The organism is Aeromonas sp. FDAARGOS 1407 (assembly GCF_019048725.1).
GTDB classification, from domain to species: Bacteria; Pseudomonadota; Gammaproteobacteria; order Enterobacterales; family Aeromonadaceae; genus Aeromonas; species Aeromonas enteropelogenes.
On the sequence record NZ_CP077399.1, the window covers coordinates 1,496,229 to 1,519,062 of the forward strand.

Genomic DNA, 22,834 nt, shown 5'->3' on the forward strand with positions numbered 1-22,834 from the left:
TGTGGTCAAAAAAACGCGAGCAGGCATGGTATCACAGGGGCGGGCTGAGTCGGGGCAGCCTTTGGTGTAAGCTGGGCCCCAGCGATTGAATCAGCGAGGAGAAGAGATGGATCGGGTGCCCAGTGATGTGATTTATGCCCTGACCCTGGATGGCAAGGGGGGCATGACCCCTCTTGCGGCAGGCAGCGAGGTGCCGGCGGAGGAACCCGGCTGGTTGCATCTGGATTACGGCAATCCGGAGGCGGCACGCTGGCTGTTGCAGACCCCGCTGCTGAGCGATGCGGCGCGCGAATCCCTGCTCGGCCAGAGCAACCGCCCCAAGCTGGTGCGGATGGGGGAGACGGTGCTGCTGATCCTGCGCGGCATCAATCACAACAAGGATCACAGGCCAGAGGAGATGGTGGCCCTGCGCATCTTCATCACCCCGGGTCTCATCATCAGTAGCCGCCGCCGGCCGCTGCTGTCAGAGCAGGACGTGTTCAACCAGCTCAAGCTGGGGGGCGGCGCCGACACCCCGGCCGACTGGCTGGTGGAAGTGTGTGATGCTCTGACCGATCGGGCTGGGGAGTTTGTCGAGGAGTTGCACGACCAGATCCTCGATCTGGAGGAGCAGGTGTTGACCCGGGACCTGCCCGCCAACGGCCGGCTGGCGCTGATCCGCAAGCAGCTCATCATGATCCGTCGCTACCTCTCCCCCCAGCGGGATCTGGTAGCGCGCCTGGCCAACGAGAAGATCAGCTGGCTGGACGAGGATGACAGGCGCCGCCTGCTCGACATCGCCGATCGGTTGCGGCGCTGGCTCGACGATCTCGATGCCGGGGTGGCGCGTACCGCCGTGCTGGCGGACGAGATCAACAACCTGATGGCGGAGGCGACCAACCGCCGCGCCTACCAGATGTCGGTGATGGCGCTGCTGTTTTTGCCCGCCAGTTTCCTGACCGGCCTGTTCGGCATCAACCTGGGGGGGATCCCGGGGGCTGACAGCCCGACCGCCTTCTGGATTTTCTGCGGTTCCCTGACCGCGCTGGCCGTCGGGCTGGCGGTCTGGCTCAAGCACAAACGCTGGTGGTGACCCATGAACCTGACCATGTGGCAATCCATCGGCCTCACCCTGCTGCTGTTGCTGGCCCATGCCCTGCTGCGGCGGATCATTCGCAAGAGTCTGCTGGCGCTGGCCCAGACCAAGCAGGTAAGCGAGAACCGGGTCATCTACGTGGCCCATGTGTTCCACTTCCTGCAAGGGTGCGCCACCTTGCTGATCCTGGCCGGGGTGTGGGGGCTCGACTTCTCCCGGCTGGTGGTGCTGGCCTCCTCCTTCTTCGCCGTGCTGGGGGTGGCCATGGTGGCCCAGTGGTCGATCCTCTCCAATATCACCGCCAGCATCACCATCTTCTTCGCCTTCCCCTACCGGATTGGCGACCGGATCCGCATCCTCGACAAGGATGACTCCGTCACCGGCGTCATCACCGAGATAGGTCTCTTCTATGTGCGGGTGCGCGATGACAACGGCGATCTGGTCACCTATCCCGCCAACCTGATCCTGCAAAAACCGGTCAGGCGACTGGAGGGCAAGGAGCCGGAACCGCTGCAACCGGAATGAAAAAAGGCTCCTTTAAGGAGCCTTCTTGCTGGTGGTGGGGCGCTCAGCGCTCGAAGAAGCGGTAGAGGTGTTCTACCTGCACCGGGCAGTCCGCCACCAGGTGGACATGCTCGCGGGCCTGTTCGACCGTGCCGAAGCTGATGGGGCAACCCAGGGTGTCAGTCAGCTCGAACAGGGTGCCATCCTTGCCGCGAAACTCGATGATCCAGCCGGGAATGGCAATATCGTGCAGGATCTCGGCCTCTTGCAGGGTCTGTTGCTGATAGAGCTTGCGAAGTTCACTGACGGTCATGATGCGCTCCTGTGGAGGAATATCCCTCTTCAGTTTATGTCCGGCACCAAAGAGCCGCAAAGGGCTCACCCTCGCAGGCACTCCCAGGCCCAGCGGATGCGCATGAAGGCCTCTGCATCCCCGCCCCGATCCGGGTGGTGGCGCAGTGCCAGTACCCGCCAGCGCTGGCGAATGGTTTCCCGGGTCGCATCGGCCGCAAGCCCGAACAGGGCCAGCGCTTCCCGCCGGTTCTCCTCGCCATCCAAGCCCTGCCAGAAGCGGTTGAGCAGTGCCTCTACCTCCTCCCGGTCGGTCTGCCAGAACACCTGCCAGTCGCAGTAGTAGTCGCGAAGAGAGTGGTTGTGCGCCATTGTCTTTTCATCCGTCGACTTGCCAGCACGAGCCTCCAGCCGGATATCCAGGGTGCTGATCACCAGCCACCATCCCTCCTCATAAAGCTCCTCCTGCAGCTGGTAGAGGGCGTTCATGATGAGGAAGTTGACCCGAAACAGCTGCAGTTGCTCATCCTCGGCCAGGGTGGGGATGTCCCCCTGCCGGCGCAGTTCTGCCAGCAATTCGTGCACCTTGTAGCTGCCGCTCGCCTGTTGCAGCAGTGCCAGCAGGGGAGCGAGCAGCGGGTTGCCTGAAGGCGTGCCGGTGCTCACGGCAAGACGGCCTCTTTTGGCGGTTGCAGGGCGATCAGCAACTCACCGGCATCCGGACTGACCGGTCCCGTCACTATCTGGGGCGCCCCCTTGGCATCCAGCACGAATAGCGGGATGGCGCCCGGGTTGGCCTCCTGATATTGCGCCCAGTCGAACGCCTCGCTCAGGCGGGTCCCCTTGATCTGGCCGCCCCGGCTCAGCAGGCTGCTCAGGCGGGCGTAGGTGACCTCGGACCCGAACAGGTTCTGGCGGGCGCGGAAGGTGGCGCTCTCCCGGTTCGCCTTGCCGTGCTGTTCGCTGGAGCGCAGGGAGTAGACTCTCTCCTCCCCGTAGAGGTGGGCAAAATGCAGCACCCCGAGGGCGTTGTTGTGGCGGTTGGGGGAGAGGGCCAGCACGTTGCTGATGCTGGTGAGGGGCAGGTGCAGCTCGGCATGTTCCGACTGGGGATTGCCGAAGTAGCAGGGCAGGTTGCTCATGCGCGCCTGGCGGCAGAACTCCCAGGCAGGGTCGCAGAGCTGAACCGGCACCCCCTGATCCGCCAGCGCCTTGCCGATGGCCCGCGCCACCGAGTTGGCACCTATGATGAGCAGGGTGTTGGGGGCGCTTTGGCGCATCTGGAGCAGCTCCGCCAGCGGTGCCGAGGTGAGGCTCTGCAGCACCACGGTGGAGATGATCACCGCAAACACCAGGGGCACCAGCTTGTCCGCATCCGGGATGCCGGCTTCATGCAGGCTGATGGCAAAGGAGGCGCTGACCGCCGCCGCCACTATGCCGCGCGGTGCGATCCAGCCGAGCAGGGCCCGCGCGCGCCAGGAGAGATCCGACCCCCAGGTCGAGACCAGGATGCAGAGCGGGCGGGCGATGAATTGCACCACGCACAGCAGCGCCAGCACCATGGGGCCGAGCTGCCAGAGCTGGGCCAAATCGAGGCGGGCCGCCAGCAGGATGAACAGGCTGGAGATGAGGATGACGGCGAGGTCCTCCTTGAAGGCCAGCACCTCTTCCAGATCCAGCCCCTCCTGATTGGCGAGCCAGATGCCGAACACGGTCACCGCCAGCAGGCCGGATTCGTGGCTGAGCCAGTCGGAGAAGGTGAAGGTGATCAGCACCAGCGCCAGCACACCGAACTTGTGCAAGGTGACCGGCAGCCAGTCCTTGCGCATGAGCAGGGTGGTGAACCAGCCTGCCGCCACGCCGGTCAGGGTGCCTATGCCCACCGTCTTGGCCAGGGCCAGCAGGGTGTGGCTGACCAGATCCCCCTGGCTGCCGAGGCGCACCGCCTCGAACACCAGCACCGCAAACAGGGCGCCGATGGGGTCGATGACGATCCCCTCCCAACGCAGGATTCGGTCCACCTCTCGGGTGGGGCGGATCACGTTGAGCATGGGGGCGATCACGGTCGGCCCCGTTACCACCAGCACGGCGCCGAGCACCATGGCGACCCGCCAGTCCAGTCCCAGCAGGAAGTAACCGGCGCTGCCGATGACGGCGAAGCTCACCAGCATGCCGGTGGAGCAGAGGTTGCGTACCACCTTGCCGATCCCCTTGAGCTCCTTCAGGTGCAGGGTCAACGCCCCCTCGAACAAGATGATGGCGACCGACAGCGATACCAGCGGGAATAGCAGATCCCCGAGCAGGGCATCCGGGTCGAGCAGGCCGCTGACCGGCCCCAGCGTGAGGCCGGTCAGCAGCAAAAACAGGATGGCAGGCACCCGCAGTGACCAGGCCAGCCATTGGGCCAGCACTGAGACCAGAGCGATGCCAGCCAGGGAGAGAGCGATCATGAAGACCTCGATTCAGGAAATGGACCTGGAGCTAGTGTAGTGGGGTTCATGGTCGGATTGACACCCCGTAGAGTGAGGAACAGCGACGATGGCAGGGAGAAAACGGCAATGGAAGGTGCCGGAAAAAGGGAGGGCGACTCCTTGTCGCCTGGCTCGGGCCGCAGGGCCTGATTAGATGGGGCTTTCCTTGTGGAGCTCGTTGACGCAGTCTGCGATCGCCAGCACCAGTGCGGAGCGCACCATCTGATCGAGTCGGTTGAGTTGCATCTGGTAGAAGGGCCAATCCGCTTCGTCGGCGGGGGGCTCCTGGGAGAGCATGCTGCCGGAGTTGATGCCGTGCAGGCGCTCGAGCAGATCACGAACCGGTTTGTCGCAGAATCGGTAGTCCTTGGGGTCGCGCACCAGAAAATCGCGGAACTTCAGATAGGCTTCAAGATCTTGATAACGCTCGAGGGAGATGAGGCCGAGGGCAAAGATGAGCTTGAGCCGTACCTCCAGCTGACCGAGGGGGCCGCTCTGGTTGAGCAAGGGTTCGATGGCGTATTTGACGGCGTACTCCTCCTGACGAAAGGCTTGTCGCATCAGGGAGTCGACCGCTTCTTCCAGGATGGTGACGGCTTCGAGAAAGAAGCCGCGGGGGCCATCCTGCTCGTTTAGTCGTTCCAGTACTTCATCTTCCTGGTGTGTGGTCATAACTTCATTGGGTCCTGCTGACTTGGGAGAGAGAAGGCCTCTCTCCCGGTTGCTGTCATATGGGGCGGATTGGCCGATCCTTCAATGGCTTGTGATCACAGCGAGCGCCCCTCCGATCACTTCATGCTCTCGTAACGGGCGACGATGGTGCCCACTATCTCACTGTCGGCCTCCAGCCCGGTCACCCGGGCCAGTGCCCTGGCCGGGCCCAGATCCGCCAGCAGGGTCTGCAATTCCACCGCCTGGGGATCATCGGCGTTGCGATAGTGCAGCGCCGCGGCGATCCCCTCCTGCAGGTGATCATTGGGCAGGCCGTACTCCAGGGTGCCGAGCAGTGGCTTCACCAGCCTGTCCCCTGCCGCCAGCTTGCGCAGCGGCTGACGGCCAACCCGGTCGATCTCGTCCACCAGATAGGGGTTGGCAAAACGGGCCAGGATCTTTTCGATATAGGCGGCGTGCAGACGTGGGTCGAAGCCGTAGCGTTTCACCAGCACGGCACCGCTCTCCTCCATGGCGCGGCGCACCTTGCTGCGGATCACCGGATCCTCGATCGCCTCGCGCACGGTGCGATAGCCCCTGAGTTTGCCGAGGTAGGCGGTGACGATGTGGCCGGTATTGAGGGTGAACAGCTTGCGCTCGACAAAGGCCATCAGGTTGTCGGTGGGCTCCATGCCTGCTACCTGGGGCAGCTCGCCCTTGAACTGGGTCTGGTCGACGATCCACTCGCTGAAGCTCTCCACCGTTACCTCCAGTGGATCGTCGTTGGCCGCGGCCGTGGGCGGGACTATGCGATCCACCGCCGAGTCGACGAAACCGACGCAGGATTCGAGGGTGGCATGATACGCGACAGGCAGATACTTGAGTACCTCCTGCTTGAGGTGGCTGGTGCCGCGCACCATGTTTTCACAGGCGATGATGTTGAGCGGAGTCAGGTTACCTGCATCGAAGCGTGCCTGTAGCCCCTTGGCCAGGGTGCTGGCAATCTTGTCCAGAATGTTGGGGCCGACCGCCGTGGTCACCAGATCGGCGGTGATGAGACGGGCGATCACCTCATGACCGGCGGAGCTGACGGCGGCGACGTTGCGCACCACGTCCAGCTTCTGGTCTGCCCCCACCACGTGGACCCTGTACTCCTGACGGTGGTTGAGCTGGTCGATCAGGGTCTCGTTGACGTCGGCGAAGGTGACCTGGTGGCTGGCATCCGCCAGCAGTTTGCCGATGAAGCCACGACCGATATTGCCTGCACCAAAATGTAAAGTTTTCATGATGTTAACCTCTATAACCAAAGACGATGAAGGATGATTAGGCGGCCTGTTCGGCACCCAGCAGATCCAGGAAAGCCTGGGGATCCGTGGTGCTGGCCAACTGGTCGATGAGACCGGGTTCATCCAGTGCATTGGTCAGGCGGGTTATCACCTGAATGTGTTCGTCGTTGCGGGCGGCGATGCCGATCACCAGGCGTGCCACTTCGTCTGCCGCCTCGCCGAACGGAACGCCGGCCGGATACTGGCAGATGACGATGCCGGTACGCTTGACGTGCTCCTTGGCGGCGATGGTGCCGTGGGGCACGGCGATGGACTCGCCGAGATAGGTGGAGACCAGCTGCTCGCGCTCCAGCATGGCGTTGACGTAGTCCGGGGCCACATAGCCCCGCTCCGCCAGCAGCTTGCCGGCCGCCAGGATGGCCTCTTCCTTGTTGTCGGCCTTGAGGCCCAGATGCACGTCCTGCAGGCTCAGGGTGAAGACTTCCGGCTCCTGCTGCTCATAGTTGTCATCGTTGGCAGCCACCAGCAGCCTGGGGTTGGCCACGTCGTCGTTGGCGGCGCGGGCCTGGGTCAGGCTTTGTACCAGCTCCTGATAGAGCGCGTTGTCGAGGAAGTTGGTGAGCGAGATGTGATGGGCGTGCGGCGCATGGCGGCGGGCCCGCTCGGTCAAATCCTTGTGGGTGATGACCCAGTCCACCTGATCATCGAGCTGATCGATGGCGCGGTTGGTCACGCTGATGTCGAGACCGGCGGCCTGCACCCGCTTGCGCAGCATGCCGGCACCCATGGCGCTGGAGCCCATGCCCGCATCGCAGGCAACCACGATATTGCGTACCGCCATCAGTTCGCCATTGCTCTTCTTGGCGGGGGCGCTTTCCGGTTTGCCGCCTTTCATGGCTTTCATCTTGCGAGTGGCTTCATCCAGCGCATCGGCCTCGTCGGCTTCCGGCTGCTGGGCACGGACAAAGACGGCGGCGACCAGGAAGGAGACGGTAGTAGCGGCGGCGATGGAGAGCAGCACGCCCACCAGGGAAGCCTTGGGTGTCATCAGCAGCACGGCGAAGATGGAGCCCGGAGACGCCGGGGAGACCAGACCCGCGTTGAACAGGGTCAGGGTGAAGACCCCTGTCATGCCACCGGCGATGACGGCCAGAATGAGGCGCGGATTCATCAGTACGTACGGGAAGTAGATCTCGTGGATGCCACCGAAGAAGTGGATGATGGAGGCGCCGGCGGCAGATTGCTTGGCGGCGCCGCGACCGAACACCATGTAGGCCAGCAGCACGCCCATGCCAGGGCCCGGATTCGCTTCGATCAGGAAGAAGATGGAGCTACCCTGCTCGGTGGCCTGCTGGATCCCCAGCGGCGAGAAGATGCCGTGGTTGATGGCGTTGTTGAGGAACAGGATCTTGGCCGGTTCGACGAAGATGGAGGTGAGGGGCAGCAGGTTGTTGTCAACCAGGAAGCCGACACCGCCCGCCAGCATGCCGGAGAGCACCTTGACGAAGGGACCGATCACGAAGAAGGCGAGGATGGCCAGCAACATGCCGATGAGACCGGCGGAGAAGTTGTTGACCAGCATCTCGAAACCGCTCTTGACGCGTCCATCCATCGCCTTGTCGAAGCGCTTGATGGCCCAGCCGCCGAGGGGGCCAACCATCATGGCGCCCATGAACATGGGGATGTCGGTACCGACGATGACCCCCATGGTGGTGATGGCGCCCACCACGCCGCCCCGCTCACCACCCATCAGCTTGCCGCCGGTGTAGCCAATCAGCAGCGGCAGCAGGTAGGTGATCATGGGGCCGACCAGCTTGGCCAAGGTTTCGCTCGGCAGCCAGCCGGTGGGGATGAAGAGGGCGGTAATGAACCCCCAGGCGATGAAGGCGCCTATGTTGGGCATGACCATATTGGACAGGAAGCGTCCAAAATTCTGTATCTTGACTTTGGTATCCGGTGATAACATGACGGCACCCCGTTTTAAGCCTGTTTGATTGAAAGTAGTAGTCGGGATGACGGGTTTTGCCGAACCCCCATCCCTAGTCGTCTAAGCAACTTCAATCTACCAGCTTGCGATCAAATTAGGCTGAAAACGGGGTGTCTTGTGATCTACATCTCACATACCCCGGGGTGATACCTAGTTCCATAGTGACGACGGTCACATTAAATTCGTGTAATTCGGCTACATTTCGACATTTCCTGTTTTTGACTCCCATTTTTTGGGATCGCCATCACTATTTATCGTTTGCGCAAGATATTGTAATAAGTGATCTACGTCACAAGTTTAATTTTTGCATCCAAATGAGGCTTGCTGGCGAGTGCGACTATTCGGGGTGGTAGCAATCGATTTCTGGCGATCAGATCCTGCTTATCAATGAATCAATAAATTTGTAGCCCACTTTCAGTTTTTGCCCTAAGTAACTAGGTCTCGTTCGTTTACCATCAGGTGTTACTTGCAGAGGGGAGAAAGGGATTTATGTGAGCGTCGATTTCTCTTGCCAAAGGTCGTTTGATGAGGGTGATAAGAGAGAGCATCGAGGTTCGTGGAAGGCCCATAAAAAAACCGCCAGCAGGCGGTTTTTTTTATGGGTTTTTTATCACAGGGGTCGTTAGTAGAAGCCGGCGTCCTCGGGGGAGGGGCGGGTCTTGAAGCGGCGGTGCAGCCACATGTATTGCTCCGGCGCCTGCCGAACGGCGGCTTCTATCTCCCTGTTGGCGCGGGCGGCATCGGCCAGGTCATCGCCAGTGGGATAATCGGCCAGCGGTGCCCCTATGTGCAGGGTGTAGCCCTCTTTGGTGCGGATGTTGTAGCAGGGCAGGGTGACGGTGTTCTTCACCCGCGCCAGGGTGGCGGTGCCTGTGATGGTGGCGGCCTGCTCCACCGCGAAGTAGGGTACGAACACGCTGGCATGAGCACCGTAGTCGTGATCCGGCGCGTACCAGAGGGCGTCGCCGTTGCGCAGCGCCTTGATCATCCCCTTCACGTCGGTGCGATCCACCAGGTATTTGTTGGAGGCACAGCGGCCATGGTACTGGGCATATTCCAGCACCGGGTTGGTGTTGGGGCGATAGACGCCGACCCCGGGACGTACCAGGCCAAAGCAGCGGGCATTGAGCTCCAGAGTCAGGAAATGACAGGAGAGCAACAGCATGCCCTGGCCCTGTTCCACGGCGGCGATGACGTGCTCTTCTCCTTCTACCTTCATCAGATTGCGCATCCGCCAGTCCGGCCAGAACCAGGCGATGCCCACCTCGAAGATGGCGCAGCCGACGCTCTCGAAATTCTGCACGAGCAGCTTCTCCCGCTGATCCTTGGTCAGCTCGGGCATCGCCAGCTCCAGATTGCGGCGGGCAATCCTGACTCGCGATTTGAGCACCTTGGCGGCGAGACGACCGAGGTGGCGCCCCAGCCACATCTGGCTGCGCCACGGCAGCAGGGTCAGCAGCCAAAGCAGGGAGAGGCCGAACCAGCTGGCCCAGTAACGGGGATGAAACAGGCGGGGCTCAAGGCGGGGAGCGTTGTCGTGTGCCATGGCTAATCTCTTGTTCGCAAACACAATCGGGAGATTCTATCCGAAAAGGGGGCGAGTGGGCGAATAGCCGTGCGCTGGTCAGAGGGGTCGTTGCGTCCGCTTTACGTGACAAGGGTTGGCAACCGCGTTCGGCTTTTTCTACACCGGCTAAAAGAGTGTGATAAAATCGGCGGCTGATTTTTCAGGTTTTGAGAGTCTATACAGATGAAGATCACCCTGCCCGAGTTTGAAAAAGCCCGCATTCTGGTCGTTGGCGATGTCATGCTTGACCGCTATTGGCATGGCCCCACCGGCCGGATCTCGCCCGAGGCACCGGTGCCCGTGGTCAAGGTTGAGCACATCGAGGAGCGCCCGGGCGGCGCTGCCAACGTGGCCCTCAACTCCGCCGCGCTGGGTGCCCAGGCCGTGCTGCTGGGCCTGACCGGTCAGGATGAGGCGGCCGATGCCCTGGCTGGCCAGATGGCCGGCGTCAAGGTCGCCTGTGACTTCGTGCGCCTGGCCGACTATCCGACCATCACCAAGCTGCGGGTGCTGTCGCGCAACCAGCAGTTGCTGCGCCTCGACTTTGAAGAGGGCTTCCATGCGGTCGATGCGTCCCTGTTGATGGGCAAGGTGGAGCAGGCGCTGCCGAACTCCGACGTGATGATCCTCTCCGACTACGGCAAGGGTGCCCTCAACGACGTGCCCGGCATGATCAAGCGTGCCCGCGCCGCCGGTATCCCGGTGCTGGTCGACCCCAAGGGAACCGACTTCGAGAAGTATCGTGGCGCCACCCTGCTGACTCCCAACATGTCCGAGTTCGAAGCCGTGGTAGGCAAGGTGAAGAGTGAAGACGAGCTGGTCGCCAAAGGCCTGGAACTGGTCAAGCGTTTCGAGCTGGATGCCCTGCTGGTGACCCGTTCCGAAAACGGCATGACCCTGATCCGCGAAGGGCAGCCAGAGCTGCACCTGCCGGCCCAGGCTCACGAGGTCTATGACGTCACCGGTGCCGGCGATACCGTGATCTCCACCCTGGCTACCTCACTGGCGGCAGGCAAGAGCCTGGATGAAGCCTGTGCCCTGGCCAACACGGCTGCCGGCATCGTGGTCGGCAAACTGGGTACCTCCACCGTCAGCCCGGTGGAGCTGGCCAACGCGCTCTACACCGAGCAGGAGACCGGCTTCGGCGTCATGTCCGAGGCCCAGCTGAAGGTGGCCGTGCGCGCCGCCCGCCTGCGTGGCGAGAAGGTGGTGATGACCAATGGCTGCTTCGACATCCTGCATGCCGGTCACGTCTCCTATCTGGCCAATGCCGGCAAGCTGGGGGATCGCCTGATCGTGGCGGTCAACACCGACGAGTCGGTGCGCCGCCTCAAGGGGCCTGGCCGTCCGGTCAACCCCACCGAGCGTCGCATGGCGGTGCTGGCTGCGCTGGGAGCCGTGGACTGGGTGGTGCCGTTTGGTGAAGACACGCCGCAGCGTCTGATCGCCGAGATCCTGCCAGACCTGCTGGTCAAGGGTGGCGACTACAAGCCGGAAGAGATCGCCGGTTACGCCGAGGTGACTGCCAACGGTGGCGAGGTGCGTGTTCTCAACTTCGAGGATGGCTGCTCCACCACCGACATCATCAAGACCATCCGCGAGCGCGGTTAAGGTCGAGCGGGGCCCTCTCTGGCGGCTCCCGCATTCAAGCCCAGTAACGGGCAGCAAAAAGGCGACCTTGTGGTCGCCTTTTTCATATTCGGGTGATGCTATCAGGCCTTGGGTTTGGCGCTGGCGGGCATCAGTCCCTGGTTCACTTCTACCAGATCCTGCTCTTCCAGGATGCCGGCCGCCTGTTTCAGGCTCAGGATGTTGAGGATGTAGTTGTAACGGGCGGCAGAGAGCTTCTGCTTGGCGTCGTACAGCTTGCGGGTGGAGTCCAGCACGTCGACGATGGTACGGGTACCGACCTCATAACCGGCTTCGGTCGCCTTCAGGGCGCTGTCGGCGGAGATGACGGACTGGCTGTAGGCACGTACCGAGCCGATGCTGGCGTTCACGTTGTTGTAGGAAGAGCGCACAGTGCTCTGCACCGAGCGGAAGTTCTTCTCCAGCAGCTCGCTTGCGGCCACATAGTTGAACTGTGCCTGTTTGACCTGGGAGCTGGTGGCGCCGCCGCTGTAGATGGGCAGCTTGAAGGTCAGCCCGACATTGGCCTGGTTGCCATTGCTCTCGGGGTTGATCACTTCATCCTTGTAGTCGGTGTTGCTGGCGGAGAGACCGGCACCCAGATCCAGAGTCGGTTCGTGGCCGGTCTTGGCCAGATCGATCTGCTCCTTGGCGATGTCTTTCGCGATGCGGGCACTGTGCAGTTGCAGGTTCTTGTCCAGCGCCAGCTCCAGCCACTTGTCGGAGCCGAAAGCGGTCTTCTGCGGGCTGAAGCGTTCGGTGTTGAGCACATCCAGCGAACGATGGTCGATACCGGTCAGCTCGCGCAGGGTCTCGTAGCTGTTGTCCAGCTCGTTCTCGGCGCTGATCTCGTCCGCCAGCGCCTGGTCACGGGAGGCTTCGGCTTCATGCACGTCGGTGATGGCGGTCAGACCCACCTCGAAACGCTGCTGGGTTTGCTCCAGCTGACGCTCTACGGCCACCTTGTTGGCACGTACGAATTCCAGGGTGTCCATCGCCTTGAGCACGTTGAAATAGGCCTGGGCGGTACGCAGCATCAGGTTCTGGATTTCAAGGTTGTAGGCGACGTCAGACTGGGTGGCACTCTTCTCGGTCAGATCCAGGTTGACCCAGTTGCTGCGACGATAGATGGACTGATCCAGAGAGAGGGAGCCGCTGGCGGTGGTACCGGTCTGGGTATCGTTCTTGTTCTGCAGGTAGTTCAGACCGGCGCCCAGATTAATCTGGGGCAACAGGGCTGCGCGGGATTCATTGATCTTCTCGAAGGCTTGGTCGCGTACTGCCTTGGATTGCAGCAACTGCGGGTCTTTGAGCTGGGCCTGTTGGTAGATGTCGAGCAGGTTCTCGGCATGGGCACCGGCACTGACGCCCAGCAACACCATGACGGACAAGAGTGTTCTTTTCATAGATCGTTTTAACCTTATGTAGTAACCCAAAATGGTTGCTGGAAGAGGGCAAATATTGTCACCGACCAAGCTTGATTGCAGCTTAATCACTCTACTAGTTAGCAAAATTTAATGCCAAGAGTCTCCGGTCCAGTGACGGGAACGTCAAGAACCGAACGCTATTTTCTCCCCCCTGTGCCTAGCCAAATGGTCTGTGGCTGCTAAAATCCACCCCTCATTGACCTTGGTGCAGAGAGTGAATGAATGTTCATTCATGTTCCTCGGATTTTATGGTCAAACAGATTCAAGTCAAGCTGACGGGAGCCTCGAATGTCACAGCATCCCCTGCCGCAGGATCGGCACTATGCCGCCGAAGACGTAAAAATAATTTCAAAATCATCGGGTTATAACGGCTTCTTCAAGGTGAACGTTTATCGTTTGCAGCACAGGTTATTTGCTGGTGGCTGGAATCAACCCATAGTCCGCGAGCTGTTCGAGCGGGGCCACGCCGCCGCGCTGCTACCTTATGATCCGGTACGCGACCAGATTGTGCTGGTGGAGCAGTTCCGCATCGGCGCCATGGAAACCAGTCGCACCCCCTGGCTGCTGGAGCTGGTGGCCGGCATCATAGATGAAGGGGAGACTGCCGAGGCCGTGGTACGTCGCGAAGCGGTGGAAGAGGCCGGCATCGAGGTGGGTCGCTGCGAGCACGCCATCAGCTACCTGGTGAGTCCGGGTGGCAGCACGGAGCGGATCGAGGTCTATGTGGGCGAGGTGGATGCCAGCAAGGCCGAGGGACTGCACGGTCTGGCGGAAGAGGGGGAAGATATCCGGGTGCACGTGGTGAGCCGCGAGCAGGCCTATGCCTGGCTCAAGGAGGGGCGCATCGACAACGCCGCCTCCGTCATCGCCCTGCAGTGGCTGGCTCTCAATCATGGCGAGCTGCGCGCCCGCTGGTTGGCGGATCGCTGAGATGGCGATGACCCGGCTTCAGGCCAGCGTTCACGTGCCAGATCTGCTCGCCTGCGAGTTCAACTACCCGTGGGATGGGATTGATGGAGCTGCAACATGTCGTTAGTCCAGAGCCCGTTCAAACGCTATGTACCTGATTTGATGTCCTTGCAGCGCACCTGTGAGGTTAACTACATGGCGCTGATGAAATTGCTGCCCCCGGGTGGAGAGGTAGGGGCCGAGCGGCGCTACCGGGTCGGCAACGATCTGCAGTTCCAGCTCACCGTCTGTGGCGAGAGCCGCTTCACCAGCGAGGTGCTGCTGAGCCAGCACAACCCCGAATTGCCCGAATATCTGCAGGCGCAAATAGAGATCCGTTTGTATCATGATGTGCGAATGGCGGAAGTGTGTGCAACGCAACAGATTTCTCGTTTGCAACCACGTTATGATTATCCCAATAAAAAGATGCACCAGCGGGATGAAAAGGAGCAGGTAAATCTGTTTCTGGCCGAATGGCTGAAATTTTGTCTCAGACATGGTACCAGTCCGATCAATATCTCCAGTTGAACAAATATAAAGAAGCGTGATTTTGGAAACAGAGCTACCTCAGGCGCAGGACGGCAGTGTGCACCTGCTGCAAATTACCGATACCCATCTTTTCGCCAGCGCCGAGGGTCGGCTGCTGGCTGTGCGCACCGCAGAGAGCCTGGCCGCCGTGCTGGAGCAGGTGCAGGCCAACGCCCACCCTTACGACCTGATCCTGGCCACCGGCGATCTGTCGCAGGACCACAGTCCGGAGTCCTACCAGCGCTTCGCCACCATGATGGCGCCGCTCTCCCGCCCCATCTACTGGCTGCCCGGCAACCATGACGACAGCCCCCTGATGACGGAGCACCTGCATGCCGCCGGGATCAGCGAGGCCAAGCAGCTGGTGGGCGAGCACTGGCAGGTGATCCTGCTCGACACCCAGGTGCGCGGCAAACCCCACGGCATGATCGGGGATCACCAGCTGGAGGCTCTCGACAACGCTCTGCGCCAATATCCGGATCGTCACGCCCTCATCGCCCTGCACCATCAGGCGGTGCCGGTGGGCTGCGCCTGGCTGGATCAGCACAACCTCAAAAACGCCGACGACCTGTTTGCCGTACTTGCCCGCCACCCGCAGCAGAAGACCATACTGTTTGGCCACGTCCATCAGGAGTTTGACGAGGTGCATCGCGGGGTGCGGCTGATTTCCAGTCCCTCCACCTGCATCCAGTTCAAGCCGCTCTCCGATGGTTTCGCGCTGGACGAGTCCGGCCCGGGCTGGCGCTACCTCACCCTCTACCCGGATGGCCGCATCGCCAGCCAGGTGTGGCGTCTGCCGGTCGGCCAGTTCGTGCCCGACCCCAATGCCACCGGTTACTGAGGAGTACTGCATGAAACCCGTCCTCCTCTACCTGCACGGTTTCAACTCCTCGCCGGGTTCCGCCAAGGCGCAACAGATGGCGGCCTGGGTGGCAGAACACAGGCCCGATATCGAGGTGGTGATCCCGGCCCAGCCCAATACTCCGGCGGCGGCCTGGGCGGCCATCGAGCAGACCATCGCGGATCTTGTCGCTCGCCATGGCGCTGCGCTGCGGCTCGGCGCCGTGGGCAGCTCCCTCGGCGGCTTTATGGCGACCAGAGTCAGTGAGTTGTATGGCTGCCGCTCGGCCCTGATCAATCCGGCGGTGCGTCCCCATGAGCTCCTGTGCGACTATCTTGGCCCCCAAACCAATCCCTATACCGATGAGCGCTACGAGCTGTTGCCGGCGCACATGGACGAACTGAGAGCGCTGGCGGTGCCGGTGACCGCCCCCGAGCGGCTCTGGGTGCTGCAACAGCAGGAAGATGAGGTGCTGGACTATCGCAAGGCACTGGAGGAGTACCGCTTCGCCCGCCTGTCGCTGGAGTGCGGTGGTAACCACGCCTTCGTGGCGTTCGAGCGCTACCCCGCCCAAATCGTCCGCTTCCTCGGGCTCTGATCATGCCACCGCCGCTGGCCGCCTTTCTGGAACAGGTACTGGCCACGGCGCAGGCGGGGCTCACCTACTCCAAAGACCCTTTCGATATCGGCCGCTTCGAGGCGCTGAGAGCGGCCACGGTTGCTCTTATCGCCAGCCAGAGCGAGCTGGCCCCCGAGGCCATCAGCGACTGGATCGCCCTCGACACTGGCTATCCCACCCCCAAGCTGGATGTGCGTGCTTTCATCGTGGATGAGGCAAGACGGATCCTGCTGGTGCAGGAGCGCAGCGACGGCGGCTGGACTCTGCCGGGTGGCTGGTGCGATATCGGCGACTCACCGGCTGCTGCCGTGGTGCGCGAAGTGGTGGAAGAGACCGGCCTCGAGTGCCGGGCGGTGCAACTGCTGGCCCTGTTCGACAAACTCAAACACCCCCATCCGCCCCAGCTGCCCCACGCCCACAAGGCCTTCTTTCTGTGCGAGGTGGCCGGCGGCCAGCTGCTCACCGAAACCGATGAAACCCGGGGGGCGGCCTATTTCCCCATCGAGGCACTGCCCCCACTCTCCCGCCACCGGGTGGTGGAATCCCAACTGCATACCCTGCACCGGCATGTGCAAGAGGGGCGGAGCGATACCCTGTTCGATTGATGCACTCGGTACGTGGATTGGTGGCAAGGAGGCAAGATGATCAAGCGCATCGGCAATCCCCCCATTCAGGCGAAGCACAAGGCCAGCTGTCATTGCGGGGCCGTAGTGCTGGAACTCAGCTTGCCGGACGGTGTGGTAACACCCCGCCGATGAGTCAAAAGCGGGCCGCGCGCCTATTCAGATCAAGCTTTCTGTGCGGGGCGTTTGTCCTGATCCCGCCTAGCAGTTAAGATTCCCTCCAAACGTCAATTCGCAAGGCCCTCCATGTCTACTCAATACAATGCGGATGCCATTGAGGTCCTCAATGGCCTTGAACCGGTGCGTCGTCGCCCCGGCATGTATACCGACACCACCCGGCCCAATCACCTCGGCCAGGAGGTCATCGACAACAGCGTCGACGAGGCGCTGGCGGGGCATGCCCGCAATCTGGAGGTGATCCTCCACGAGGATCAGTCCCTCGAGGTGATCGACGATGGCCGCGGCATGCCGGTCGACATCCACCCGGAGGAAGGGGTGTGCGGGGTGGAGTTGATCCTCTGCAAGCTGCACGCGGGGGGCAAGTTCTCCAACAAGAACTACCAGTTCTCCGGCGGTCTGCACGGGGTGGGGATCTCGGTAGTGAACGCGCTGTCCGATCGGGTCGAGGTGACGGTGCGCCGGGACGGCCAGGTCTATGGCATCGCCTTCGAGCGTGGCGACAAGGTGCAGGAGCTGACCATCACAGGCACTTGCGGGCGTCGCAACACCGGCACCCGGGTGCGTTTCTGGCCGCAGGCGAGCTATTTCGACTCCCCCAGGTTCTCGGTCTCCAAGCTCGAACACCTGCTCAAGGCCAAGGCCGTGCTCTGCCCTGGCCTCACCATCAAGTTCCTCGACAAGAACACCGGCATCAAGCTTGAGTGGTGCTACGAAGACGGCCTCAAGGATTACTTGGTCGACGCGGTCAAGCAGTTCACCTGCCTGCCGGAGCAGCCCTTCGTCGGCACCTTCAGCACCGATCAGTCGGCGGTGGACTGGGCGCTGTGCTGGTTGCCGGAAGGGGGCGAATGCCTCGCCGAATCCTATGTGAACCTCATTCCCACCGCCCTGGGCGGTACCCACGTCAACGGTCTGCGCCAGGGCCTGCTCGACGCCATGCGCGAGTTCTGCGAGTTCCGCAACCTGCTGCCGCGCGGGGTGAAGCTGACCCCGGAAGACATCTGGGATCGCTGCGCCTACATCCTCTCCATCAAGATGCAGGATCCGCAGTTTGCCGGCCAGACCAAGGAGCGGCTCTCTTCCCGCCAGAGCTCGGCGTTTGTCTCCGGCGTGGTGAAGGATGCCTTCAGCCTTTACTTGAACAGCAACACCGAGCTGGCCGAACAGCTGGCCGAGCTCTGCATCTCCAGCGCCCAGCGCCGGATGCGCGCCGCCAAGACGGTGGTGCGCAAGAAGATAACGCAAGGCCCGGCCCTGCCCGGTAAGCTCACCGACTGCGGCTGCGCCGATCCCATGCAGGGGGAGCTGTTCCTGGTGGAGGGGGACTCCGCAGGCGGCAGCGCCAAGCAGGCGCGGGATCGCGAGTTCCAGGCCATCATGCCCCTGCGCGGCAAGATCCTGAACACCTGGGAGGTGGAGGCCGGTCAGGTGCTTGCCTCGCAGGAGGTGCACGATATTTCGGTGGCCATCGGGCTCGATCCCGACTCCAACGATCTCAGTGGCCTGCGTTACGGCAAGGTGTGCATCCTGGCGGATGCGGACTCGGACGGTCTGCACATCGCCACCCTGCTCTGCGCCCTGTTTGTGAAGCACTTCCGCGCCCTGGTGGAGCAGGGGCACGTCTATGTGGCCATGCCGCCCCTGTATCGTATCGATATCGGCAAGGAGGTGTTCTACGCCCTCGACGAGGACGAGAAGAACGGCGTGCTGCAGCGGGTCGAGGCCGAGAAGAAGAAGGGCAAGGTGATGGTGACCCGATTCAAGGGCCTGGGCGAGATGAACCCCAAGCAACTGCGGGAAACCACCATGGATCCCAACACCCGTCGCCTGGTGCAGCTCACCATGGACGAAGGGGAAGAGACGCTGCAGCTGATGGACATGCTGCTGGCCAAGAAGCGCGCCGGTGATCGCCGCGAATGGCTGGAAGAGAAGGGCAACCTCGCCGAGGTGTGAGAGCCGGACAAGGAGCACAGATGATAGCCAATACCCCGGAACCCCCTTACTACGCGGTGATCTTCACCTCAGAGCGCACCGACGTGGATGAGGGCTACGCCGCCATGGCCGAACGCATGCTGGCACTGGCCCGCACCCAGCCGGGTTTTCTCGGTGTGGAGTCGGCCCGTGACGGGGTGGGCATCACTGTCTCCTACTGGCGCGATCTCGAGTCGATCCGCCACTGGAAGGGTGATCTCGAGCACCAGGAGGCCCAGCGCCTCGGCCGCGAGCAGTGGTATCGCACCTTCAAGACACGCATTGCAAGGGTGGAGCGCGATTACGGTCTGTAACGCGCCCTTGCCCACGATTTTGGCGGCCACGGCCGCGACCCAAATAACCAAGAGAAGCACCACATGAGTGATCTAGAGCTCAGTCTGGACGGGGTAGAGCGCCAGCCCATGCGCGCCTTTACCGAGCAGGCTTACCTGAACTACTCCATGTACGTCATCATGGACAGGGCCCTGCCCCATATCGGCGACGGCCTCAAGCCCGTGCAGCGGCGCATCATCTACGCCATGAGCGAGCTGGGGCTCTCCGCCCTCTCCAAGCACAAGAAGTCGGCCCGTACCGTGGGTGACGTACTCGGTAAGTACCACCCCCACGGCGACAGCGCCTGTTACGAAGCCATGGTGCTGATGGCCCAGCCCTTCTCCTACCGCTACCCGCTGGTGGACGGTCAGGGCAACTGGGGGGCGCCGGACGATCCCAAATCCTTCGCCGCCATGCGTTATACCGAGGCGCGCCTGTCGCGCTTCTCCGAGCTGCTGCTCTCCGAGCTCGGCCAAGGCACGGTGGAGTGGACGCCGAACTTCGACGGCACCATGAAAGAACCCGTGGTGCTGCCCGCACGCTTGCCGCACATCCTGCTCAACGGGGTGACCGGCATCGCCGTGGGCATGGCGACCGACATCCCGCCCCACAATGCGCGGGAAGTGGCCCACGCCTGCGTGGAGCTGCTCGATAATCCCAACGCCAGTTTGAACGATTTGATGGCCCATGTGCAGGGGCCGGACTACCCGACCAACGCCGAGATCATCACGCCGCGCGATGACATCCGCAAAATCTACGAGACCGGCAAGGGCTCCATCAAGCAGCGGGCGGTCTGGAGCGAAGAAGATGGCGACATCGTCATCACCGCGCTGCCCCATCAGGCCTCCGGCGCCAAGATCATGGAGCAGATCGCCGCCCAGATGGTGGCGAAGAAATTGCCCATGGTTACCGATCTGCGCGATGAGTCGGACCACGAGAACCCGACCCGTCTGGTGATAGTGCCGCGCTCCAACCGGGTGGACGTGGAGGGGCTGATGGCCCACCTGTTCGCCACCACGGATCTGGAGAAGAACTACCGGGTCAACCTCAACATTCTGGGGCTGGACAACCGGCCGCAGGTGAAAGACCTCAAGACCATCCTCACCGAATGGCTGACTTTCCGTCGCGAGACGGTGCGCCGCCGCCTGCAGTATCGTCTCGACAAGGTGCTGGCCCGCCTGCATATCCTCGAAGGCTTGCTGATCGCCTACCTCAACATCGACGAGGTGATCGAGATCATCCGTACCGAGGAGGAGCCGGGCCGGGTGATGATGGAGCGTTTCAACATCAGCGAGACCCAGGCCGAGGCGATCCTCGAGCTGAAACTGCGCCACCTGGCCAAGCTCGAAGAGTTCAAGCTGCGTGCCGAACAGAATGAGCTGGCCGAAGAGCGCGACAAGCTCGAACTCATCCTGGGCTCCGAGCGTCGTCTCAGCACATTGCTCAAGAAAGAGATCCTGGCGGACGCCGAGAAGTACGGCGACGATCGCCGCACCCCGTTGGTGGAGCGTGCCACCGCCGTGGCCTTGACCGAGAAGGAGCTCACCCCGAGCGAGCCGGTCACCGTGATCCTCTCTGACAAGGGATGGGTGCGCGCGGCCAAGGGCCACGATGTGGATGCCGAGGGGCTTTCCTACAAGGCGGGGGATAGCTATCTCACCCACGCCTGCGGTCGCAGTAACCAGCAGGCGGTGTTCCTCTCTACCCTGGGACGCACCTATTCCCTCGAGGCCCACACTCTGCCATCTGCCCGCAGCCAGGGCGAGCCGCTCACCGGTCGTTTTGCGCTGGGGGCCGGCGAAGAGGTACGCCATCTGGTGATGGGCAACGAGGGCGAACCGTATCTGATCTGCTCCGACGCAGGTTACGGCTTCGTCTGCAAATATGACGATCTGATTGGCAAGAACAAGAACGGCAAGGCGCTGCTCACCGTGCCGGAAGGGGGCCTGGTAATGGCGCCCCAGAGGATAGGCGCGCCGGACACGGATCTCTGCATGGCCATCTCCAACGAGGGGCGCATGCTGCTGTTCCCGCTCAATACCCTGCCGGTGCTCGGCAAGGGCAAGGGCAACAAGCTCATCAGCATCCCGTCGGCGCGGGTGAAGGCGCGGGAGGAGTTTGTGGTGATGGCCGCCGTCATCCCGCAAGGCCAGTCGGTGACTCTTTTTGCCGGCAAGCGCAAGCTGACCCTGAAACCCTCGGATCTCGACTACTACCGCGGCGAGCGCGGCCGCCGCGGCGCCAAGCTGCCCCGCGGTTTGCAGCGGGTGGATAGAATAGAGATTGAACCCGTCGCCGGTGCCGAACCGGTAGTTGCGGAAAATCAGGAAGGGTAATTAATATGAAGGGAGCGATTAGTCGCTCCCTGCTAGCATAAATACTATTTAGAATGTCTAACATAAAAATGGCTTTATTTAAATTGACTGAGAAATTCTATTTTCAATGTCTTGCTCCCAGTGTGTCTGCCCTGTAATCCCTGTTCCTCTTTGCACGTCGAAGTCTAATAGTAATGGTTTTTCAAAAATAACATCTTGTAAGTTATCTATAGTAGAGTGTTCACTGAGTGTTTCAGCCCATTCAAAGTGATCTGTCATTGGATAAAAATGAACTCCATGTAGAAAAGCCCCTAGAGTATTTTTAGATGAAAATTTGTTGAACTCTTCTATATGTTTTTCTCTCCGCTTAATCTCTATTTCTGGACCTTCGTTTGTTTCGTATAAAACATGGACAACTCCTAGCTCATCTTGAGGGATTTGTTGGACTGCCCTACCTACAAGAGATGTAAAATATCTTGCCCTTCTAGATATGGATTTTGTATCAGAACATCGCCATTGTGCCCCAGCACATAGTTTTAACTCATCAATAAATATATTTAATACAGAGTCTTTATTACCGTATCGTTCAATGTTTTTAGCTAGACATGCAGTAGATCTTTTTTCGTTAGAGTCTACGTTTCCAAAAATTAGTTCATCTATTTGTGGTGTTAGTGGTTTCACTAGGTTTTTGGAAAAGTGTGAGTCAAGTTTTACTTGGTTGACTCTATGCAAGCTCATGTCAAAAGCACTTGAGTGAAACTTTATCCCAACTGGACCAACGCCAGAAATATGTAGCTTTTTAAAAGCATTAATCACTTTTTTGGCCGAGGTATCACTCAGCTCCCTTTTAAAGGTAATGTCGACCCAATAGTTTCTATTTGTAGATAACATTTTTTCACTCAGTTGTTGCCAAATTAAATCCCATTGCGATTTCTCTGAGTTTGAATATTCTCCTTTTCTTAATACTCTTTTACATTCAACGTACAGATCGCACCCTTGGCCAGTTACTACTTTAATGTCTGGCTGTTTTTTTGGAGGAGTTTCTTTTATGAATGCTATTTCATAACCATTTCTCAAGTAGAGAGCAGCAACAAGTAATTCGAGCAATACTTCATCAGTGTTTCTTGAGTTTTCAGATATCAACTTTCTAATTATATGAGTCACGCCATTTACTTTAGATATGCTGTCGATTTGTTCTCCTATTGAAGCAAAGAAAGGCAATATTCTATGGGATTCAAAGCTATGATCAGAACATAAATCATTTCCTTGTATGTCAATAAGAAACATATACCATGTAAGGTCATTTTCTGGTGCAGGAAACATCTGTAGCTCCAGCGGTCCATTGTCTGGAGATATTTTTGACTCGTAAGATTCTATTCTTTTTCTAAGGGTCTCTCTGCGTCTAAGCCAGTTTTCATCACCCATCTCATCAATCAGAAACTGTAAAAAACGCTTCGCATGGGGTAGGTATTCTATTCTTATAGTCATTCTTTATCCTTGGCTTTAATTTTATTAAGTTAGGGCCGTAGGTTTGATTAGCGAAGCGTAATCAGACGTTCGCGAAACGACGCCCATATACAAACGAGAT

The 22,834-nt window shown here is 60.4% G+C and carries 20 protein-coding genes and 1 pseudogene; 12 read left to right on the forward strand and 9 right to left on the reverse strand.

The window, feature by feature from the left end:
• Positions 1-106: 106 nt before the first annotated feature.
• A complete protein-coding gene (gene zntB, locus I6L37_RS07245; protein ID WP_216993639.1) occupies positions 107-1,072 on the forward strand; it encodes a zinc transporter ZntB in 966 nt (321 codons plus the stop codon).
• Between the two features lie 9 nt (positions 1,073-1,081).
• Positions 1,082-1,600 carry a mechanosensitive ion channel domain-containing protein gene (locus tag I6L37_RS07250; protein WP_026457682.1) on the forward strand — a complete coding sequence of 173 codons (519 nt, stop codon included), beginning with the start codon at positions 1,082-1,084 and terminating at the stop codon, positions 1,598-1,600.
• 43 nt (positions 1,601-1,643) lie between these two features.
• Here the strand turns inward: I6L37_RS07250 and I6L37_RS07255 are convergent, their stop codons facing one another.
• The 7 genes from I6L37_RS07255 to lpxL all read right to left on the reverse strand — a co-directional run bounded on the left by I6L37_RS07255 (position 1,644) and on the right by lpxL (position 9,811).
• Positions 1,644-1,892: a hypothetical protein gene (locus I6L37_RS07255; RefSeq protein WP_026457683.1), complete on the reverse strand. Its 249-nt coding sequence runs from the start codon at positions 1,890-1,892 to the stop codon at positions 1,644-1,646.
• Between the two features lie 65 nt (positions 1,893-1,957).
• Positions 1,958-2,536 (reverse strand): DNA-J related domain-containing protein, encoded by a 579-nt coding sequence (locus I6L37_RS07260; protein WP_026457684.1) that lies wholly within the window; start codon positions 2,534-2,536, stop codon positions 1,958-1,960.
• Positions 2,533-4,320, reverse strand: coding sequence for a sodium:proton antiporter (locus I6L37_RS07265; RefSeq protein ID WP_216993640.1), 1,788 nt, complete (start codon positions 4,318-4,320; stop codon positions 2,533-2,535). The genes I6L37_RS07260 and I6L37_RS07265 overlap by 4 nt, the downstream gene beginning before the upstream one ends.
• Positions 4,321-4,491: 171 nt before the next feature.
• The gene (locus tag I6L37_RS07270) at positions 4,492-5,013 is read right to left on the reverse strand and encodes an MltR family transcriptional regulator (RefSeq protein ID WP_042025899.1); all 522 of its coding nucleotides are present in this window, start codon (positions 5,011-5,013) and stop codon (positions 4,492-4,494) included.
• 116 nt (positions 5,014-5,129) lie between these two features.
• Positions 5,130-6,278, reverse strand: coding sequence for a mannitol-1-phosphate 5-dehydrogenase (locus I6L37_RS07275; RefSeq protein WP_042025898.1), 1,149 nt, complete (start codon positions 6,276-6,278; stop codon positions 5,130-5,132).
• A 37-nt stretch (positions 6,279-6,315) separates the two neighbouring features.
• A complete protein-coding gene (locus I6L37_RS07280; protein ID WP_216993641.1) occupies positions 6,316-8,244 on the reverse strand; it encodes a PTS mannitol transporter subunit IICBA in 1,929 nt (642 codons plus the stop codon).
• Positions 8,245-8,887: 643 nt separating this feature from the next.
• Entirely contained in the window at positions 8,888-9,811 is a 924-nt protein-coding gene (lpxL, locus tag I6L37_RS07285; protein ID WP_042025896.1) for an LpxL/LpxP family Kdo(2)-lipid IV(A) lauroyl/palmitoleoyl acyltransferase, read from the reverse strand.
• A 204-nt stretch (positions 9,812-10,015) separates the two neighbouring features.
• Here lpxL and hldE point away from each other — a divergent pair, with 204 nt between their 5' ends.
• On the forward strand, positions 10,016-11,443 hold the full coding sequence (gene hldE, locus I6L37_RS07290; RefSeq protein ID WP_042025895.1) for a bifunctional D-glycero-beta-D-manno-heptose-7-phosphate kinase/D-glycero-beta-D-manno-heptose 1-phosphate adenylyltransferase HldE: 1,428 nt from the start codon (positions 10,016-10,018) through the stop codon (positions 11,441-11,443).
• A gap of 101 nt (positions 11,444-11,544) precedes the next feature.
• Here the strand turns inward: hldE and tolC are convergent, their stop codons facing one another.
• Positions 11,545-12,867, reverse strand: a complete 1,323-nt coding sequence (gene tolC, locus I6L37_RS07295) for an outer membrane channel protein TolC (RefSeq protein WP_026456748.1) — start codon at positions 12,865-12,867, stop codon at positions 11,545-11,547.
• 309 nt (positions 12,868-13,176) lie between these two features.
• Between tolC and nudF the strand changes: the two genes are divergently transcribed.
• The 9 genes and pseudogenes from nudF (at position 13,177) to parC (ending at position 21,267) form a co-directional block, all read left to right on the forward strand.
• The gene (gene nudF / locus I6L37_RS07300) at positions 13,177-13,818 is read left to right on the forward strand and encodes an ADP-ribose diphosphatase (RefSeq protein ID WP_026456747.1); all 642 of its coding nucleotides are present in this window, start codon (positions 13,177-13,179) and stop codon (positions 13,816-13,818) included.
• Between the two features lie 96 nt (positions 13,819-13,914).
• A complete protein-coding gene (locus I6L37_RS07305; protein ID WP_026456746.1) occupies positions 13,915-14,364 on the forward strand; it encodes a DUF1249 domain-containing protein in 450 nt (149 codons plus the stop codon).
• Between the two features lie 22 nt (positions 14,365-14,386).
• Positions 14,387-15,205 (forward strand): 3',5'-cyclic-AMP phosphodiesterase, encoded by an 819-nt coding sequence (cpdA, locus tag I6L37_RS07310; protein ID WP_201941705.1) that lies wholly within the window; start codon positions 14,387-14,389, stop codon positions 15,203-15,205.
• 10 nt (positions 15,206-15,215) lie between these two features.
• Entirely contained in the window at positions 15,216-15,803 is a 588-nt protein-coding gene (locus I6L37_RS07315; RefSeq protein ID WP_216993642.1) for a YqiA/YcfP family alpha/beta fold hydrolase, read from the forward strand.
• Positions 15,804-15,805: 2 nt separating this feature from the next.
• On the forward strand, positions 15,806-16,429 hold the full coding sequence (locus I6L37_RS07320) for an NUDIX hydrolase (RefSeq protein ID WP_216993643.1): 624 nt from the start codon (positions 15,806-15,808) through the stop codon (positions 16,427-16,429).
• Positions 16,430-16,465: 36 nt separating this feature from the next.
• Positions 16,466-16,579, forward strand: a pseudogene (locus I6L37_RS07325) (GFA family protein); the annotation flags it as partial.
• A gap of 114 nt (positions 16,580-16,693) precedes the next feature.
• Positions 16,694-18,580: a DNA topoisomerase IV subunit B gene (gene parE / locus I6L37_RS07330; RefSeq protein ID WP_216993644.1), complete on the forward strand. Its 1,887-nt coding sequence runs from the start codon at positions 16,694-16,696 to the stop codon at positions 18,578-18,580.
• 20 nt (positions 18,581-18,600) lie between these two features.
• Complete coding sequence (locus tag I6L37_RS07335; RefSeq protein ID WP_216993645.1) at positions 18,601-18,912, forward strand: antibiotic biosynthesis monooxygenase; 312 nt, start codon at positions 18,601-18,603, stop codon at positions 18,910-18,912.
• Positions 18,913-18,975: 63 nt separating this feature from the next.
• Positions 18,976-21,267, forward strand: a complete 2,292-nt coding sequence (parC, locus tag I6L37_RS07340) for a DNA topoisomerase IV subunit A (RefSeq protein ID WP_216993646.1) — start codon at positions 18,976-18,978, stop codon at positions 21,265-21,267.
• 78 nt (positions 21,268-21,345) lie between these two features.
• Here parC and I6L37_RS07345 read toward each other — a convergent pair whose 3' ends face one another.
• Positions 21,346-22,734 (reverse strand): hypothetical protein, encoded by a 1,389-nt coding sequence (locus tag I6L37_RS07345; protein ID WP_216993647.1) that lies wholly within the window; start codon positions 22,732-22,734, stop codon positions 21,346-21,348.
• Positions 22,735-22,834: the final 100 nt, after the last annotated feature.